The 17,449-nt window shown below is 45.4% G+C and carries 16 protein-coding genes; 13 read left to right on the forward strand and 3 right to left on the reverse strand.

Going from position 1 to position 17,449, the window contains the following annotated elements; all coding sequences use genetic code 11:
• The first annotated feature begins 272 nt into the window (after window positions 1–272).
• From C9J01_RS00765 to C9J01_RS00805, 9 genes are all read left to right on the forward strand, one after another.
• The gene (locus C9J01_RS00765; RefSeq protein ID WP_107296202.1) at window positions 273–1,181 is read left to right on the forward strand and encodes a DMT family transporter; all 909 of its coding nucleotides are present in this window, start codon (window positions 273–275) and stop codon (window positions 1,179–1,181) included.
• 242 nt (window positions 1,182–1,423) lie between these two features.
• Window positions 1,424–2,137: a GntR family transcriptional regulator gene (locus tag C9J01_RS00770; protein ID WP_107297373.1), complete on the forward strand. Its 714-nt coding sequence runs from the start codon at window positions 1,424–1,426 to the stop codon at window positions 2,135–2,137.
• The gene (gene prpB, locus C9J01_RS00775; protein WP_107296203.1) at window positions 2,134–3,003 is read left to right on the forward strand and encodes a methylisocitrate lyase; all 870 of its coding nucleotides are present in this window, start codon (window positions 2,134–2,136) and stop codon (window positions 3,001–3,003) included. Before C9J01_RS00770 ends, prpB begins: the two co-directional genes overlap by 4 nt.
• Before the next feature lie 156 nt (window positions 3,004–3,159).
• The gene (gene prpC, locus C9J01_RS00780; RefSeq protein ID WP_107296204.1) at window positions 3,160–4,335 is read left to right on the forward strand and encodes a bifunctional 2-methylcitrate synthase/citrate synthase; all 1,176 of its coding nucleotides are present in this window, start codon (window positions 3,160–3,162) and stop codon (window positions 4,333–4,335) included.
• Window positions 4,336–4,359: 24 nt separating this feature from the next.
• The gene (gene acnD, locus C9J01_RS00785) at window positions 4,360–6,945 is read left to right on the forward strand and encodes a Fe/S-dependent 2-methylisocitrate dehydratase AcnD (protein WP_107296205.1); all 2,586 of its coding nucleotides are present in this window, start codon (window positions 4,360–4,362) and stop codon (window positions 6,943–6,945) included.
• 13 nt (window positions 6,946–6,958) lie between these two features.
• A complete protein-coding gene (prpF, locus tag C9J01_RS00790) occupies window positions 6,959–8,167 on the forward strand; it encodes a 2-methylaconitate cis-trans isomerase PrpF (protein ID WP_107296206.1) in 1,209 nt (402 codons plus the stop codon).
• Window positions 8,168–8,225: 58 nt separating this feature from the next.
• On the forward strand, window positions 8,226–10,100 hold the full coding sequence (locus tag C9J01_RS00795; protein ID WP_170114870.1) for a propionyl-CoA synthetase: 1,875 nt from the start codon (window positions 8,226–8,228) through the stop codon (window positions 10,098–10,100).
• A 181-nt stretch (window positions 10,101–10,281) separates the two neighbouring features.
• Window positions 10,282–10,611, forward strand: a complete 330-nt coding sequence (locus C9J01_RS00800) for a hypothetical protein (RefSeq protein WP_107296208.1) — start codon at window positions 10,282–10,284, stop codon at window positions 10,609–10,611.
• A 493-nt stretch (window positions 10,612–11,104) separates the two neighbouring features.
• On the forward strand, window positions 11,105–11,941 hold the full coding sequence (locus C9J01_RS00805; protein ID WP_107296209.1) for a (2Fe-2S)-binding protein: 837 nt from the start codon (window positions 11,105–11,107) through the stop codon (window positions 11,939–11,941).
• 2 nt (window positions 11,942–11,943) lie between these two features.
• Here the strand turns inward: C9J01_RS00805 and C9J01_RS00810 are convergent, their stop codons facing one another.
• Window positions 11,944–12,765: a bestrophin-like domain gene (locus C9J01_RS00810; protein ID WP_107296210.1), complete on the reverse strand. Its 822-nt coding sequence runs from the start codon at window positions 12,763–12,765 to the stop codon at window positions 11,944–11,946.
• A 178-nt stretch (window positions 12,766–12,943) separates the two neighbouring features.
• Between C9J01_RS00810 and C9J01_RS00815 the strand changes: the two genes are divergently transcribed.
• Window positions 12,944–13,375 (forward strand): universal stress protein, encoded by a 432-nt coding sequence (locus C9J01_RS00815; RefSeq protein WP_107296211.1) that lies wholly within the window; start codon window positions 12,944–12,946, stop codon window positions 13,373–13,375.
• A 4-nt stretch (window positions 13,376–13,379) separates the two neighbouring features.
• On the opposite strand, the gene C9J01_RS00820 is transcribed toward C9J01_RS00815, so the two are convergent.
• Entirely contained in the window at window positions 13,380–13,907 is a 528-nt protein-coding gene (locus tag C9J01_RS00820; protein WP_107296212.1) for a GNAT family N-acetyltransferase, read from the reverse strand.
• A gap of 348 nt (window positions 13,908–14,255) precedes the next feature.
• Between C9J01_RS00820 and C9J01_RS29560 the strand changes: the two genes are divergently transcribed.
• Both C9J01_RS29560 and C9J01_RS29565 read left to right on the forward strand, forming a co-directional pair.
• Window positions 14,256–14,738: a NanQ anomerase/TabA/YiaL family protein gene (locus C9J01_RS29560; RefSeq protein WP_158264468.1), complete on the forward strand. Its 483-nt coding sequence runs from the start codon at window positions 14,256–14,258 to the stop codon at window positions 14,736–14,738.
• Window positions 14,739–15,134: a hypothetical protein gene (locus tag C9J01_RS29565; protein ID WP_158264469.1), complete on the forward strand. Its 396-nt coding sequence runs from the start codon at window positions 14,739–14,741 to the stop codon at window positions 15,132–15,134. It abuts the gene before it with no gap.
• 151 nt (window positions 15,135–15,285) lie between these two features.
• Here the strand turns inward: C9J01_RS29565 and C9J01_RS00830 are convergent, their stop codons facing one another.
• Entirely contained in the window at window positions 15,286–15,963 is a 678-nt protein-coding gene (locus C9J01_RS00830) for a hypothetical protein (protein ID WP_237156828.1), read from the reverse strand.
• 472 nt (window positions 15,964–16,435) lie between these two features.
• Between C9J01_RS00830 and C9J01_RS00840 the strand changes: the two genes are divergently transcribed.
• Window positions 16,436–17,266 carry a siderophore-interacting protein gene (locus tag C9J01_RS00840; protein ID WP_237156829.1) on the forward strand — a complete coding sequence of 277 codons (831 nt, stop codon included), beginning with the start codon at window positions 16,436–16,438 and terminating at the stop codon, window positions 17,264–17,266.
• Window positions 17,267–17,449: the final 183 nt, after the last annotated feature.

The raw sequence follows: 17,449 nt of genomic DNA on the forward strand, positions 1-17,449 counted from the left end.
CATTTGAGAGGAAATACAAGCAGCTTTCCCGTGAGACAGATCACTCTTTCTTAATGGGAATGAATTTGATGAGAACTTATAGTTAAGTATTTAAATGTATATTTTTCAATATTTTATTGAATATTTTGAATGCGGGGAAATGTTATGGAAGACAGAAAACACTCCGTGAATAATTTAAATGTCTGACAATAGAATCACGATGTCTTTTTAGAGATATTTATTTGTAAGCTGACGTGCCACAATTGCCCCGTAATCAAATTAAAAGGCAAACCATGTTCTATTTATTTCCTCTTCTGACTGTCATTATTTGGGCAGGGAATGCCATCGTTAACAAAATGTCTTACAGCGTGATCGACCCTGGTGCGATCTCCTTTTATCGCTGGTTTTTTGCCATGATGGTATTAACTCCCTTTGTTCTACCATCGGTATGGCGTAAGCGTCATGAAATCAAGCCGCATTTGACCAAGCTCGCGTTTCTTGCTTTGTTGGGTATGGTGCTTAACCAGTCGTTGGGCTATTTCGCGGCTGCGACGACAACAGCAACCAATATGGCACTGATCATCTCTTTGGTGCCTTTGCTAAGTATGTTCTTGAGTGTCCCATTGTTGGGTCAGCGCCTGCTACCTTTGGCTATGGTGGGGGCTGTACTCTCGTTGGCTGGTTTGGTGTTCATGCTAGGTCACGGTGATATCAGTACATTGACTTCACAAGGTATCAAACAGGGTGATGCACTGCTGTTAATTGCCGCCTTTGTGTATGCGCTTTACTGTGTATTGCTCAAGCGTTGGAAAATGCCGCTGAACAATTGGCAGTCTGTCTATGTACAGGGGCTCTTTGCGGTAACCATGCTTACCCCAATGTTGTTGAGCAGCGAGCGTATGGCAATCACAGGTGAATCATTGCCATTAATCATGTACGCAGCTTTGCCGGCTTCGGTATTGGCACCTTGGTGTTGGCTAAAAGGGATCGAAATCTTGGGTGCTGACCGCACCGCAATGTTCATGAACCTGATGCCGGTATTAACTGCACTTATTGCCAGCGTGACATTGGGCGAGCAGTTAGCGGTTTACCATTATATTGGTGGCGGTATGGTTCTCTCTGGTGTGATTCTTGCGCAGCGTAAACCAAAGGTGGAGATTACCACCGAGCATTTGGCCGGTGACGCTAAACCAACAGCATAATCCAAAAGATCAATATTACAGACGGCAGTGGCTGAAAAGTCACTGCCGTTTTCTTTTGCTCTCTCCGTGATGACGACAATAACGTCATTGAACTCATTGAATATGCCGGTTTGGATAAGTTGAAATGAGAGATTGTCGACAATCTATACTAAGGTCTAATACATATTGTTAACAATTGGCTTGTAAGGGTGGCAATTTAGCGCTAAATTTGTTCACAAGTTAAGAAATTGTTGACAATAATGATGAGCAAGCAAGATTTAAAACTGAAAAGTGTCGACAGCCCAGTTGAGAAAGAGGGCACTAAGTCTGAGAGCTTAACCGAGCAACTGATCGATCAGATTGTCAGTGGCACTTATCCTGCTGGCAGTAAGATCTCCGAGCCAGAACTTGCCAAGCATTATGGAGTGAGTCGAGGGCCGTTGCGTGAGGCAATGATGCGCCTTGAGTCCATGGGGTTGGTTGAGCGTATTCCCCATGTCGGGGCGCGGGTTGTTGCCTTAAGTCAGGAAAAATTAATTGAGATTTATGCGGTTCGCGAAGCCCTAGAAGGTATGGCTGCGAGGCTTGCTTGTGAGCATATCACCGACGAGGAGCTTGCCGCTTTAGAACACTTGCTAGATACCCACCATCAACATATCGAGCAGGTAGAAGGGGCGTCGTATTTCCACCAACAGGGTGATTTCGACTTTCATTACCGGGTGATAAAAGCTAGCCGCAACACCAAGTTAATCAGCCTGCTCTGTGATGAGCTATATCACTTGCTGAGAATGTACCGTTATCAGTCTCAGCGTTCACATTCCCGCCCCGAGCAGGCCCTAAAGGAACACTTTCATCTTCTCAGTGCGTTGAAAGAACGCGACGGGGAGTTGGCAGAGATGTTGATGCGGCGTCACATTATGAGAAGCCGCCAGTTAATTGAACAGCAGTTGAAGCAGGATAAGGAGAAGGTCTCATGAGTCCAGGGAAACGCTTCCGCCAAGCGGTAGCCAATAACAACCCGTTACAGATAGTCGGTACGGTCAATCCGTATTGTGCCATGATGGCAGAGCAGGTCGGTCATCAGGCGGTATATCTTTCGGGGGGAGGGATTGCCAATGCTTCATATGGCTTACCGGATTTAGGTATTACGACGTTGAATGATGTCTTGGAAGATGTCCGTCGCATTACTGCAGCTACAAAGTTGCCACTGATGGTCGATATTGATACCGGATTTGGTGGTGCCTTTAATATTGCCCGTACCATCAAAGAAGTGGAGCGAAGCGGAGCTGCTGCGGTTCATATGGAAGATCAAGTGGCTCAAAAACGTTGCGGTCACCGCCCGAATAAAGCCATCGTCAGCCAACAGGAAATGGTAGATAGGATCAAGGCGGCGGTTGATGCCCGTGTTGATCCTGATTTCGTGATCATGGCTCGAACCGATGCATTGGCTGTTGAGGGTATGGATTCAGCGATTGAGCGGGCCCAAGCTTGTGTCGAGGCTGGGGCAGATATGATTTTCCCAGAAGCAATGAACACGCTAGAACAATACCAGCAATTCTCAGATGCCGTCAAAGTGCCGATTCTGGCTAATATCACTGAGTTTGGCCAAACGCCATTATTCAGTACTGACGAGCTTGCTGAATGTGGGGTGGATATGGTGCTTTATCCGCTGTCTGCATTTAGGGCGATGAACCAAGCCGCGCTGAATGTATACCAACATTTGTTGAAAGACGGCCATCAGCGCAATGTTGTCGATCAAATGCAAACTCGTGAAGAACTATACCATTACCTGGGTTATCACGACTACGAGCAAACCTTGGATAAGCTATTCAAGCAGCCTTGATAAGATAGCAGGCTAAAGGCTAAAAATATAATTCGAATAATATGAAATACAGGGTGGAAATAACCTCTGGGGATCAGTGTAACTATTTATCCCGCCAATAAAGAGGGAAGCCCAATCCATTCAATATCGTGAATACAACTGAAGAAGGAGTCTGCTATGACTGCGATAGCCGTAGCTGATGTAAAGAAGGACGGAAGCGAAAAGAAATCCAATGCCATTGGTGGTGCGGGCCTCAGAGGGCAAAGTGCCGGTGTAACGGCGCTTTGTACCGTGGGCAAATCCGGTACCGGATTAACTTATCGTGGCTACGATATTACTGATTTGGCCAATAATGCCGAGTTTGAAGAGGTGGCCTATTTATTATTGAAAGGCAAACTTCCAAATAAACAAGAATTACAACGTTACAAACAAGCATTAATGACATTTCGCGGGTTACCGGAAGCACTAAGGTTGGTATTAGAAACCATTCCTGCCGATGCCCATCCGATGGATGTAATGCGAACGGGTTGCTCTATGTTGGGTAACCTTGACCAAGAGCTTGATTTCTCGGAGCAGGATGAGAAGACCGATAAGCTTCTCGCCATGTTGCCAGCCATTATTTGTTATTGGTATCGCTACAGCCATGACGGTGTACGTATTGATACCGCCAATAGCAATGAAGACAGCATTGGTGGATATTTCCTTGAAATGCTGACAGGCAAGTCACCCTCAGAGCTTCATAAGCAGGTCATGCACTGTTCACTGGTTCTTTATGCAGAGCATGAGTTCAATGCCTCGACATTTACTGCCCGTGTTTGTGCGTCCACTTTATCTGACCTTCATTCTTGTATCACTGCAGCTATCGGTAGCCTGCGTGGACCGCTGCACGGTGGGGCCAATGAAGCGGCAATGGCAATGATCGAGAATTGGCAAACACCTGATGAAGCCGAAGCGGGCATTATGCAGATGCTGGCAAACAAAGACAAAATCATGGGCTTTGGTCATGCGATTTACCGTGAATCTGATCCGCGCAATGCTTTAATTAAAGCATGGTCGGAAAAACTGTCTGCCGATGTTGGCGATACACATTTGTATGCGGTATCTGAGCGTGTAGAGCAGATTATGAAAAGGGAAAAAGGGCTTTTCTGTAATGCTGACTTTTTCCATGCCTCGGCCTATCACTTTATGGGGATCCCAACCAAATTGTTCACTCCGATATTTGTGATGAGCCGTGTTACAGGTTGGGCTGCCCATGTGTTCGAGCAACGTGCCAACAACCGGATCATACGTCCGAGTGCTGATTATGAAGGACCTGAGCATCAGGACTGGCTGCCAATTGAAAAGCGCAGTTAATACCTCAAATCACGGATGTTTATTATGAATATGAATACTCAATACCGTAAGCCCCTGCCAGGTAGCGGCCTTGATTTCTTCGACACCCGCGAGGCCGTCAACGAAATATCACCCGGTGCTTACAAAACCCTGCCATATACCTCACGGGTATTGGCCGAACAGTTGGTCAGGTGTTGCGATCCTGACTCACTGACCGATTGCCTCAAGCAGATCATAGAGCGCAAGCGCGATTTGGATTTCCCTTGGTATCCGGCCCGTGTAGTTTGTCATGATATTCTGGGGCAGACAGCGTTGGTTGACCTCGCAGGTTTACGTGATGCTATCGCTGTTCAGGGGGGCGACCCTGCGAAAGTGAATCCGGTGGTGGAAACACAACTCATTGTTGATCACTCGCTCGCCGTTGAGCATGCCGGATTTGATCCAGAAGCCTTCGATAAAAACCGCGCGATTGAAGAACGCCGAAATGAAGATCGTTTCCACTTTATCGAGTGGTGTAAAACCGCGTTCGAAAACGTCAACGTGATCCCTGCGGGTAACGGCATTATGCACCAGATCAACTTGGAGAAAATGTCACCGGTTGTTCAATCCAAAAATGGTGTCGCATACCCTGATACCTGTGTTGGTACCGATAGTCATACACCACACGTTGATGCTTTGGGTGTAATTGCTATTGGCGTGGGGGGACTGGAAGCAGAAACGGTTATGCTGGGCCGCCCATCAATGATGCGCCTGCCAGATATAGTTGGGGTTAACCTGACCGGGAAACGCCAGCCGGGCATTACCGCGACCGATATCGTACTGGCTATTACTGAGTTCTTACGAAATGAGCGTGTCGTCTCTTCTTATTTGGAGTTCTTTGGTGAAGGTGCTCGGGATCTTACCATTGGTGATCGTGCAACCATTTCAAATATGACCCCGGAGTATGGCGCGACAGCGGGTATGTTCTACATCGATGAGCAAACCATCAATTACCTCAAACTCACTGGGCGTGATGAACAGCAGGTTGAGTTAGTAGAGAGCTATGCCAAGCAAACCGGTTTATGGGCCGATGATTTAGTCTCAGCCCAATACGAACGTGTACTGGAATTCGACCTGTCTAGCGTTTCGCGCAATATGGCAGGGCCATCTAATCCTCACCGCCGTCTACCAACGTCAGAGTTGGCCTCGCGAGGGATTTCCGGTGAGTGGCAGGAGAAAGATGGCGAGTTGCCGGATGGTGCTGTCATTATTGCAGCCATTACCTCATGTACCAATACCAGTAACCCTCGCAATGTGGTGGCAGCAGGCTTGCTCGCCAAGAAAGCCAATGAATTGGGCTTGGTACGAAAGCCTTGGGTGAAATCCTCGTTTGCACCGGGCTCGAAGGTCGCCAAATTGTATTTGGAAGAAGCCGGTCTTTTGCCTGAAATGGAAAAACTAGGTTTTGGCATTGTTGCCTACGCTTGTACGACCTGTAACGGAATGAGTGGGGCACTGGATCCTGAAATCCAGCAGGAGATCATCGACCGGGACCTATACGCGACTGCAGTGTTGTCCGGGAATCGTAACTTTGATGGCCGTATCCACCCTTATGCCAAACAGGCGTTTTTGGCTTCGCCGCCGCTGGTGGTGGCGTACGCTCTTGCAGGTTCGATTAGGTTTGATATCGAGCGCGATGCCTTGGGAACCGACAAACAAGGTAATCCAGTATTCCTAAACGACCTATGGCCTTCCGATGAAGAAATTGATGCGGTTGTCGGTAAGCATGTTAAGCCTGAGCAGTTCAATCAGGTATACATCCAGATGTTCAAACTGGATGAAGGACAACGTAATAGCAACCCGCTATATGATTGGCGTCCGATGAGTACCTATATTCGTAGACCACCTTATTGGGAGGGAGCGTTAGCCGGAGAGAGGACATTATCTGGAATGCGCCCACTGGCGGTCTTGGGTGACAACATCACAACTGACCATCTTTCTCCCTCCAATGCCATTCTTGCTTCTAGTGCGGCGGGTGAGTACCTAGCGAAAATGGGCGTGCCGGAAGAAGATTTCAACTCGTACGCTACTCACCGTGGTGATCACCTTACGGCGCAGCGGGCGACGTTTGCCAATCCAAAACTGTTTAATGAAATGGTTCGGGAAAATGGAGAGGTTGTCCAAGGCTCACTAGCACGTCTCGAACCTGAAGGGAAGGTAGTGCGCATGTGGGAAGCCATTGAGTCTTATATGGAGCGTAAGCAACCCCTTATCGTTGTTGCGGGTGCCGATTATGGCCAGGGCTCCTCTCGGGATTGGGCTGCTAAAGGGGTTCGTTTAGCAGGGGTCGAAGCAATAGTTGCTGAAGGTTTTGAGCGTATCCACCGTACCAACCTTGTTGGGATGGGCGTATTACCATTGCAGTTCAAGCAAGGCATTGACCGAAATACGTTGGCGTTGGATGGCACGGAAGTCTATGACGTCGTGGGCGATATTCAGGCAGGCACCGACTTGGCTTTGGTGGTAACACGCGCTAATGGTGATAAAGTGGATGTGCCGGTGACGTGCCGTCTTGATACTGCTGATGAAGTCGCGGTGTATAAAGCGGGTGGCGTGCTGCAGCGATTTGCTCAAGATTTCTTGGCGCAATAGGGGGAGGGCGAACATGACAAACTTAACTTCTCTGCCTAAGCAGGGTACGCAATCGCAAATCAGGATACCTGCCACTTACATGCGTGGCGGAACGAGCAAAGGGGTGTTTTTCAGCCTGAGCGATTTGCCGTTGGAAGCACAAGTTGCAGGTGAAGCCCGAGATAAATTACTTATGCGGGTCATTGGTAGCCCTGATCCATATGCGAAGCAAATTGACGGTATGGGTGGGGCTACTTCAAGTACCAGTAAAACGGTGATTGTGTCCAAAAGCGGCAAAGCTGATCACGATGTGGATTATTTGTTTGGCCAGGTATCAATCGACAAGCCTTTTGTTGATTGGAGCGGGAACTGCGGAAATTTGTCGGCGGCAGTAGGGCCTTTTGCGATTCATGCGGGTTTGATCCCAACTGATCGAATTCCAGAAAATGGCATCGTGAAAGTACGTGTCTGGCAGGTCAACATCGAGAAAACAATCGAAATACATGTTCCTATCGTTAATGGTTTTGTCCAGGAAACCGGTGAGTTTGAACTCGACGGCGTCACGTTTCCTGCCGCTGAAATTCAGGTCGACTTCTTGGATCCTGCTGATGGTGATGGGTCGATGTTTCCGACCGGCAACCTTGTCGATGATCTGGAAGTGCCAGAAGTCGGTACCTTCAATGCCACTATGATTAATGCCGGGATCCCGACCATTTTTATCGACGCCGAAGCGCTCGGTTATATCGGCACTGAATTGCAGGGCGATATCAATAGTGATGAGGGGGCATTGGCCAGGTTTGAGCGTATACGTGCTTATGGGGCATTGAAGATGGGGTTGATATCCCATTTGGAAGAGGCCGAAACACGCCAACACACACCGAAAGTTGCTTTCGTTTCAAAACCCAAAGCGTACCTAACATCGAGTGGCAAAACGGTGACAGAGAACAATGCAGATGTGCTGGTTCGGGCTTTATCTATGGGCAAGTTACACCATGCCATGATGGGAACCGCTGCAGTGGCTATTGCTTCAGCGGCAAGTGTACCGGGTACATTGGTTAACCTCGCTGCAGGTGGTGGGAGTAAAGAATCAGTCACGTTTGGTCACCCTTCAGGAACATTGAAAGTAGGGGCGCAGGCCACAAAAGCTGAGCATGGCTGGGTTGTTGAGAAAGTCATGATGAGCCGTAGCGCGCGTATCATGATGGAAGGCTTCGTCCGTGTTCCATCCAATGTTTTTGAATAATGTTTTTGAATGACACCCCTTTGATGAAGCAATGTCAGGACATACTGGAGGAAGCACTATGTCTGCATATCAGAAAGAATATCAACTGGCACAAAGTGCACCGCAAGATTTTTGGCAACAACAAGCACAGAAATTGCCTTGGTATCAGTTTCCAAAAAATATATTAAGCAAGGACGAGAATGGCATAGAGCGCTGGTTTGCCGATGGTGAATTAAATACATGTTATTTGGCGTTAGACCAGCATGTTGAAGCCGGAAGAGGGAATCAGACGGCCCTGATATACGACTCACCGGTAACAGGTTCCAAAGTGCAGTACAGCTATCAGGTGTTAAGGGATCAGGTAGCAAAGACGGCTGGCATGCTGACTGAGTTGGGGGTTACAAAAGGTGACCGTGTGGTGATCTACATGCCGATGATCCCTGAAGCGGCCATGGCGATGCTGGCATGTGCCCGTATTGGCGCAATTCACTCAGTGGTCTTTGGTGGCTTTGCGCCAAATGAACTGGCAGTTCGAATCGAAGATGCCGAGCCCAAGTTAATACTAACGGCAAGTTGTGGCATTGAAGTAAACAAGGTCATTCCCTACAAGCCAATGGTTGATCAAGCCATTATGGATAGCCGCTGGAAACCTGAACATGTGGTCGTTTTCCAGCGTAATGCTTGTCGGGCTGAACTAACCGAGGAAAGGGATCGTGATTGGCAGGCTTTGAAACAAAAAGCAGAGATGGCTCCTTGTGTATCAGTGAAAGCCACTGATCCCCTTTATATTCTTTATACCTCTGGCACAACGGGTAAGCCAAAGGGTGTGGTTAGGGATAACGGAGGCCATGCCGTTGCGATGAAATACAGCATGGAAACTCTCTATAACGTCAAACCTGGAGAAGTCTTCTGGGCTGCTTCGGATGTAGGCTGGGTAGTTGGTCACTCCTATATTGTCTACGGCCCCCTTATCCATGGCTGTACAACGGTCATGTTTGAGGGCAAACCGGTGAAAACCCCCGATCCTGCGGCTTTTTGGCGGGTTTGTAATGAATATGGCGTTAAAGTGTTGTTTTCGGCACCGACAGCATTCCGCGCAATAAAGAAAGAAGATCCCGAAGGGGGATTACTTGCCGAGTATCCAATGAATGAGCTTAAAGCGATATACATGGCTGGTGAAAGGCTAGACCCGCCAACGCTGGAGTGGGTGCAAGAAAAGACTGGACGGCCAGTGATAGACCACTGGTGGCAGACCGAAACAGGGTGGGCGATTGCAGGAAACCCTGTGGGGCTTGAGAGCTTCGATATAAAGCCAGGCTCTGCCACTATGCCGATCCCTGGATATGGCGTTGTGGTACTGGATGAAACCGGTGAAGAGAAATCGGCTAACCAACAGGGCTATATTGCCATTAAACGCCCACTACCACCTGGTTGCTTGCCAACAGTGTGGCGCAACCATGACAGGTTCCAATCTGGCTATCTTAGCCAGTTTCCCGGTTACTATGTCTCTGGCGACGGCGGATATATTGATGAGGACGGGTATTTATTTGTCATGGGACGGATAGACGATGTTATCAATGTGGCCGGGCACCGCCTTTCAACCGGTGAGATGGAAGAGGTGGTCGGCGGACACGAAGCTGTCGCTGAGTGTGCGGTCATTGGTATCCACGATGATTTGAAAGGACAACTTCCGTTGGGGCTGGTGGTTTTGAAAGACGGCTACTTCTCGGCAGATGGTGCTATTGAGAAAGAGCTCTTGATGAAAGTGAGAAGCGAAATCGGCGCGGTTGCCTGCTTTAACCGGGCGCTGGTCGTCGACAGGTTACCGAAAACACGCTCTGGCAAAATACTACGTAGAGTAATTAGGCAAATTGCTGATGGAGAGCAGTATGTGGTGCCATCTACCATTGATGACCCATCGAGCTTAAGTGAAATAGAAAAAGTGCTGGGATAGTGCAGTAAAGGAATTGCACGCTTTTACAGTGCCTTTCCAAAATCAGCATTTAGAGAGCCCTTCACATCTGAGGGGCTTTTTTATGAGTTATGAATAATGAATTAAGTGCACACTGTGATCTTGATCATATTTGTATTGTGGACTATCAATAGAAACAGTGCATTGCGAAAAGGAGGGTGCCATGCATTTCAACTTTATTATTATTGGGTTTGCACTAGCGGCTTTAGCGCTGGATAAACTGTCAATCTTTGATGATGACACATCTGATTACGTAAATGTGCCAACCTATCAAGTCAATCCGGATTTTTCTAAGACATCGGCTCCTACCGCTAAAGCAGAAACGGAAAGAAAAGCTTCATATCCCGTCGAGCCTATTTCAGCTCGGGACATCTCTCCTCGGCATAGTATCGATGAATATGATGCCATGATGACACCGAGTGCGACACCTCATGCTTCACTGAATGTAAAACAGGTGGTGTTAGGGGGAATGGTTGTTCCTGCTGATTACTAAAAAAGCCACTTACGTGGCTTTTTGGTAGTCTCTTAGAAACGCAATCCTTGCTTTACTCAGTGCTGATTGTGTTTCTGATTTCAGTTTTTGCCTAACCAGTTTGGCATCCTTACTCATAAGTAAAAGTTCCTATGCAATCCATGCACGTTTGACCAACGTTGCTAATTATTGATTTTATTGGCTATGGGTGTGACATCCGTCCCAACTCCACGCTGCTTTTGCAAGGAAATATATACAAAAGTGTTGTCTAATTAAAGCTATATGGTATTGCAATACGGTTAAAACCCATGATTTCGTGATCTTCATCAACTTTATGCATCATAACTCTTATGCGTGTGTGGAGTATTTGCTCAGTTTGGTATGTTTTTATCTTGTTGTTTACAGATCTTGAACCCGTCATTCGTTAGGTTAGAATCAACGAAATAGAAAATGATGAGCTTTGAAATTCAAGCATAAAAAGCTTAAATAAGTATCTCTCGAAGTAGACAACAAGATGACTTTATCCACGGACTTAGCGCCAATTTGGCTCGGTGAGCCAGCACAACCCACATTAGAATCTCAACTCGAATGGCTTTATCAGCGAGAGCCTTTCTTTCGTTTACAATATGGCCAAGTGGGTACGTGTTTACCTGGATGGGCTGAACAACACCTAGAGTCGACAGTCATGGCTTTTAGTCAGGATGTCGATACGCGCCTAGCAGTCGGTGCTTCATTGTGGTTGAAGAGTTTCACTGCTCATTTGTTTTCAGGGTTGGCCGCACTGAGACTGAAGTTTAACCGTGTACTTATGCCAACCCTTGAGCAAATTAGCCTTGATGTGGCTGAGAATGGAAAACTAAAGCGTGTAGGTATTGCTAAGGATGTTACGTTTTATTGTTTAGCCGACGATCCACTTGCCTGTACATCTCAAGCAAACGTTGTTGAATCGGAACAAGCTTTGGATCGAATGCTATCAGACTTTGTTATTGAAGTAGGCCATTATCTTGCGGATAAGTTTAAGCAGCAGAAAGTGAACACACCTCAATACTGGGGAGCGATTGGTTATGCGTTAGGTTTGGTGTTCCAGAAACTCACCCAGCATGGCTGTGATAAAGCACTCATTGAGCGTTTAACTCCCAAAGCTGATGTTTGGCTCGCGACTTTATTACCTAAATATGCTGAACTGAACAGTGTTAAGGCCGCAACCCAAGATAACATGAGTATTAACTATATTCGCCGGGAAACTTGCTGTATGAAGTACAAGTTAGATGGAAAGAAACATTGTGCCACTTGCCAGCAACGGGAGCCTGAAGCACAACTAGCGCTTTATCAATCAAAAGTGCCGGTATAATTCTATTCGGTCAGTTTCAACTTACCGGCACCGTCGGGATAGAGCACTTTATCTAGGCTATCACGTAAATCGATAAGGGGCTGTTGGCTAATCTCGATAATACTTCTCGCAGGTCTGTCGAGTTCGACAATCAGGGTTAACACCAAAGAAAAAGCGAGAGCAAAGGGCAGGGCTGCAACTAACGCTCTGCCTTTGTTCTGTGCTCCAACTTGGACACCGTTTAGTGCAATGGTAAGAAAAGTCAGCAGGCCTAGAGTGAACCAGATACTGACAGGGATACGTCCTCTAATCCCCTTGTTGACCCGCTCTGTATGTACATCGATAACTTCATTAAGAGAGTTGATGTACAGCAAGAGTAATTCTGGTGATGTACTACCGTGAGAATCTACTGCTTGATTCCAGAGTTGTAGTTGTAAGATTTCACTTTCCTTGATGACAGTATTCACCTTTTGTTCTTGTTCATTTTTCTTTTCTATCACTCTAAGGGTGACATATTCACGTAGTAGTTCTCGACTACGAGAACGGTAGGGCTCTGCTAGTAACCCGGTACGCAGTATGGTTGTACCCACCGCATTGGCTTCAGTTAGAACCAGTTCTTTTCTGTCTGCGGATTTTGCTGCCGCCATACTGAATGTTATGGCAAGGATGAAAGCAAGCAAACTGGCAAGACCGGTTGCCATCGGGCTGATAGATTGACTGTATTCGTTTGATGGAAAGCGAAGTGCCAAGCGATAGCCAAACTCAAACATAAGGGCAATGGCCCCGAAAATTAATCCAAGGATGATAAAGATTGAGAGAGAATCGATAAAGGATTCTTGATACATACGACAACCTTGAAAAGAGACTCAACCAAACGTTCGCGTGTAGCCTGAAGGAATGAAACTAGTGAAACTTCAGACATCTGGCTAACAGTATAGCGGGTCATGGCTGTCACAATTCTTAGATGCGCACGGTAAGCTAAACTGATAGTGTTCATAAATCCTGCCTCTCGAGGAATAAGAGATGAAATACAAACATGTCTTGTTAGCTGTGAACTTTGATGCGAACGCTGAATATTTAGTAATGAAAGCCGCTCAACAGGCGAGATCTCATGATGCACTGCTGAGTGTGATTCATATTGATCCAGATTTTACTGAGTTATACGAAGGGGTGAGGGAATTTAACCCTACTGCGTTTGATGATTCGGTGCATAACGAGTCAGTCCGGGAAATGGCTGAGCTGTTAAAGGAGGCTGATTACCCTATATTCAAGCATATTTTCTATGCTGGATATGTAGAAGATCAAATCATTAAAGCCATTGAAGAGTACGATGTTGATCTTCTTGTCTTTGGGCACCATGAATCAAGTTGGTTTCACCAGTTGACTATGTCTAGCAGTGAACCTTTGCTGCGAAAAATGCCTTGTGACTTGTTGTTTGTCAGAGTTGAAAAGTAGAGCGTTAGCTTTCTAATATTGGTGTTACAGAAGTCCAGGCGTATACCAATTCATCTACCAGACTACCTTCTGGCGCTTGCCATTGCTGGGTAATAATAGGTTTACCACCTAGGTAATCATAAAACTTCTGGGCACTTTGGTTTTGGCTGAGCACCTCTAGATAAGCACCGGCGTGTGAGGCTTCTGTTTGGATAACTTGAGCTGCATGTTTTAGTAATGCTTTGCCGATCCCTTTTCCTATTGTGCTGACATCAACGTGGAGGTTTTCGATTAACGTGCCATATTCATGGCTTTGATCGACATAGATACAGATAAAACCAAGCAGCTTATGGTCCTCTGTTGCGACCAATATTCGTTGATTAGAACTTGGCTTACTAAAACGTTGGTGCCAAATCGCACCACGCTCAGTAAAGACATCTTCAGAAAGGTACTTTTCTGTGAGCAAACCGGCATAAACAGTTTGCCAGCTTGTCGCGTGCAACTGGCTGATAGCGTCTCTGTCTTCCAATCTTGCTGGCTTTATAGTAATCACAAAACCTCCTTATATTGTTTATTCACTTCCCATATACCTTTGATGTTACTTCAAATATTTCCTTCTGCAATACCAGTTTTGAACAACTGATTCTGTGAGCGCATAGCAAAACAACTCAAATATTGGTTGACCAAGTGTTTGGGTAGAAACTTTTCGTTAAATGGTGCTGAAGGTGATGCACTATCAGGATTGGCTTCGTTTAAGGTCATTTAACATTATCAAAGCGTTTATTAGCTAAAATAGACAAAATATTTGATCGTGGTCTACTAATTTAACTGGATTGGTCGACCACTTGTTGTGGGTGGTATACTATGAACCTACATATTTAATTTGCCACCCGAGGTATCAGTGTACAGAGGTAACTTAAGCTCTCTGGAAAGCTATCGTCATATACCATGCTCGTTGATTGAAATCATCCAGATAGTGAAGCGAAAAATTCAAACAAATAGCAAGAATGGTACTTATCCTGTGATTGGTGATGATGTTTTCTATTTCATTGTAGACGACAAGACAAAGCACCTTTCAGAGACAAAGTCAGAAATTCATCGAAGGTATGTTGATGTACAAATTGTATTGGAAGGAGAGGAAATGTATGGGTATAGCCTAAGTCCTTTTAATTCAATCTCTGAAGACTTCATTACAGAGAAAGACATCGCTTTTGGTAAAGATATCATCGACGAGCAGTTCACTACTTTATATAAAGACGACTTTATTATTTTTAACACTAATCAACCTCATCGTCCTTTAGTCGCACCATCTGAGCCTCAGAGTGTTAAAAAAGTAGTAATAAAAATCAGTAATAAATATTTAAATAATGACGTGGAATTTTGAATGAATACTTATATGAATATGTTGGCGTGGGAAGACAAATCTATTCCACATCGATTGTGGGTTGAAAGGCTGGATAATAATCAGACTAGGTTATGCATGAAAGTTGTAAAAGATATTGAACCTGAAATGCTTTATTTAGAATTGCCGACTTCACAAGAAAAAGTTATTGTCGCTTGGCAGGGAAGGGCTACCGCAGTTTCCGAAGCTTATGATGATGGCTGTCTCTATTCACAGGTTCGTAGTTTATTTAACTTGGAAAATGGTTGTGTTGTTTGGACTGTGAACCATATACAGTTAGCTGACAAAACAAAAATGTCCGCTGATAAGTTATCCTTTGTTCCTGGTATGGCGCATGATCAAGGCTTGTTAAAGCCATTAAAGGCGGTTTCTCTATAAATGTAAATATTAAATTTCAATCGTAACTCATCTGCCAGATAACTCTATAAAAGCACATCCAACTTTTTTTTGATGTGCTTTTGAAAAACGATAACTGTATCCAGAAGTGATTACCATTTTTATGAAAGAAGGTCTATTTTGAATTTTTGGTTTAATCGTGTGATGGAACTATTTTAGATAGATACTGACAGCATAATGCTGGGCTGGATAAAATTGGGACTGATCCCTGTTCTATATATTGAATGGCCGGAGCCATTGAGGCTTGAGCAAGGATGATACTATCGCCGAGAAAGTCATTTTGCTCAATGTGTTTTGCAATAGCTTTAGCATAGGAAACTGTATCTCCATCAGCATAGTATTTCCAGGCGCCAGGAATTACATCACAAGTAATAGCAGGAGACTGTTTTAGTTGTTTAGCACATTGCTCAAGCAACTTTAGGGTCGGCTCTATTGTGCTTTCTAGTGCCGCAAGAACATGAATGCTGCTATTTAGTACAGCGTTCTCCGCCATAGGTCTATCGACACGAATGACTCGGGCTGTAATATCCATCGTTTGCTCTGCTGCATCACCTATAGTTGAGCAGGTGCAGATGATGATGTCTGCACCTGTTAAGGCTATTTCCTGAACTTCCCGCTGGACAAGATTGACGACATTCGATGTCAGGCCATCAGCCATGGCCTGTTTGAGAAGTTGCTCATTGACATGGTGGCTAATCGTCACACTTTTATCGGCAAGGTATTGATCAATATAAGGGTGAAATAAGACTTTGTTTGCTTCAAGCGTGTAGAGAAAAGCAATTTTCATTGTATGCAATGTGGCTATGTTCATTCCTAAGGCCTTCGTTTGTTATTTCTTCCGCACTTTAATTTTAATCAGAGACAAATTCTTAAGTGGTTAAGCATACACAGGTATTGTTGGTGAACCAAAATAGGTTGGTATGTCATCCATCTATGATAGATATACGATTTAGATTATAAATCTGATGGATAATTTAGTCATGAGAGCTAGGTCACAAACTAATTGGTTAGCCGGATGCTGGGGTGTTTGTGGTATTGGTAGGTCAATTTTTTTAGGGCTTCTTTGCTTACATAGAAACGACCATCAAGCCAACTCATAACTATCCAGATAGCCATCTCAGCAAACGAACTCAATCGCAATGCTGATGATTCTGTGGCCAGTACCGAGCAACTTGCTGTTACCAATAGCCAATTAAATGCCATGGTAGCGAATTTTAAGTTGAAGTAAGTTGATTTTATCAGTGATAATCAATCTTATTATCACTTTTATTGTGGAGTATTACATGGCCCAGGCTATGCGTCCAAAAATGAGCCCAAAGCAGCTGACGGTGGTGGGAAACGAGCTGATCACCCCCAATATGATCCGTTTGACGCTGGGTGGTGAAGGAAGCCAGCATTTTTCCCAAGAAAGTGCAGGGCAGTATGTGAAGTTCCTTTTTACTGCCGATGGCAGTACCGACATCAGTACCTTGCCCGAGGGGCAAAAGCCAATGATGCGTACCTTCACCGTGTCAGGCTATCAACCTGATGCCAGTACAATCACCATCGATGTTGCTAAGCATGAACTCGCAGAGCTCGATGGCGTTATCACCCCAGATATTGGCGGCTATGCTTCTCGTTGGGCCGTTAAAGCACAAGTGGGGGATGTGATTTCCTTGGTTGGTCCTCGCCCCATTCAAGCGATGCCAGTTGATGCAGAGCACTTCTTGTTGGTAGCCGATATGACGGCGCAGACCGCGTTGCAGGGTAAATTGGCGTTACTGCCTGATAATGCCAAAGGTCACGTCGTCCTTGATGTACCGACTAAAGCAGATTTACAGCCTCTTGCCCTGTCTGAAAGCGTTGAGCTAGTTGTTAATATCAGCTCTGAAAGTTCACTCTCCAACTGCGTTAAAGCGTTAGAACTGAACACGGAGAACCTGGCGGTATGGTGTGCTTGCGAGTTTAGTGAGATGAGGACGATCCGTAGTTACATTACATCGGATAAGGCTGTCGATCGTAAAATGTGTTACTTCAGCAGTTACTGGAAACACGGTGTGACTGAAGATGGACATAAAGTTCTAAAGCGTGAAGACAGTATGGCGCTAGAAGAACAAGTAGCAAAAGCAAAATAACGCATATAAAATACAACTTTAAAACAAAAAGCCCTGTAAATTACTTTTACAGGGCTTTTTTTATAGATGCATACATGCTGTGAATGTTTGTTTTTAATGTTTTAAGTAGATTTATTATACATTCCAAGTTGCTGTTTTTTTAATTTCTAAATCTATTTAAAAGAAGACAATATTAAAGAATAA

The organism is Photobacterium rosenbergii, assembly GCF_003026455.1.
GTDB classification, from domain to species: domain Bacteria; phylum Pseudomonadota; class Gammaproteobacteria; order Enterobacterales; family Vibrionaceae; genus Photobacterium; species Photobacterium rosenbergii.

What these genes read in the sequence shown, in the direction of transcription:
- C9J01_RS00770 (WP_107297373.1), top strand. Translation starts at nt 1,424, where the DNA reads ATGAGCAAGCAAGATTTAAAACTGAAAAGTGTCGACAGCCCAGTTGAG.
- C9J01_RS00800 (WP_107296208.1), top strand. Translation starts at nt 10,282, where the DNA reads ATGCATTTCAACTTTATTATTATTGGGTTTGCACTAGCGGCTTTAGCG.
- C9J01_RS00830 (WP_237156828.1), bottom strand. Translation starts at nt 15,963, where the DNA reads ATGAACATAGCCACATTGCATACAATGAAAATTGCTTTTCTCTACACG.
- C9J01_RS00805 (WP_107296209.1), top strand. Translation starts at nt 11,105, where the DNA reads ATGACTTTATCCACGGACTTAGCGCCAATTTGGCTCGGTGAGCCAGCA.
- acnD (WP_107296205.1), top strand. Translation starts at nt 4,360, where the DNA reads ATGAATATGAATACTCAATACCGTAAGCCCCTGCCAGGTAGCGGCCTT.
- prpF (WP_107296206.1), top strand. Translation starts at nt 6,959, where the DNA reads ATGACAAACTTAACTTCTCTGCCTAAGCAGGGTACGCAATCGCAAATC.
- C9J01_RS29565 (WP_158264469.1), top strand. Translation starts at nt 14,739, where the DNA reads ATGAATACTTATATGAATATGTTGGCGTGGGAAGACAAATCTATTCCA.
- C9J01_RS00810 (WP_107296210.1), bottom strand. Translation starts at nt 12,765, where the DNA reads ATGTATCAAGAATCCTTTATCGATTCTCTCTCAATCTTTATCATCCTT.
- C9J01_RS00795 (WP_170114870.1), top strand. Translation starts at nt 8,226, where the DNA reads ATGTCTGCATATCAGAAAGAATATCAACTGGCACAAAGTGCACCGCAA.
- C9J01_RS00815 (WP_107296211.1), top strand. Translation starts at nt 12,944, where the DNA reads ATGAAATACAAACATGTCTTGTTAGCTGTGAACTTTGATGCGAACGCT.
- C9J01_RS00765 (WP_107296202.1), top strand. Translation starts at nt 273, where the DNA reads ATGTTCTATTTATTTCCTCTTCTGACTGTCATTATTTGGGCAGGGAAT.
- prpC (WP_107296204.1), top strand. Translation starts at nt 3,160, where the DNA reads ATGACTGCGATAGCCGTAGCTGATGTAAAGAAGGACGGAAGCGAAAAG.
- prpB (WP_107296203.1), top strand. Translation starts at nt 2,134, where the DNA reads ATGAGTCCAGGGAAACGCTTCCGCCAAGCGGTAGCCAATAACAACCCG.
- C9J01_RS00840 (WP_237156829.1), top strand. Translation starts at nt 16,436, where the DNA reads ATGGCCCAGGCTATGCGTCCAAAAATGAGCCCAAAGCAGCTGACGGTG.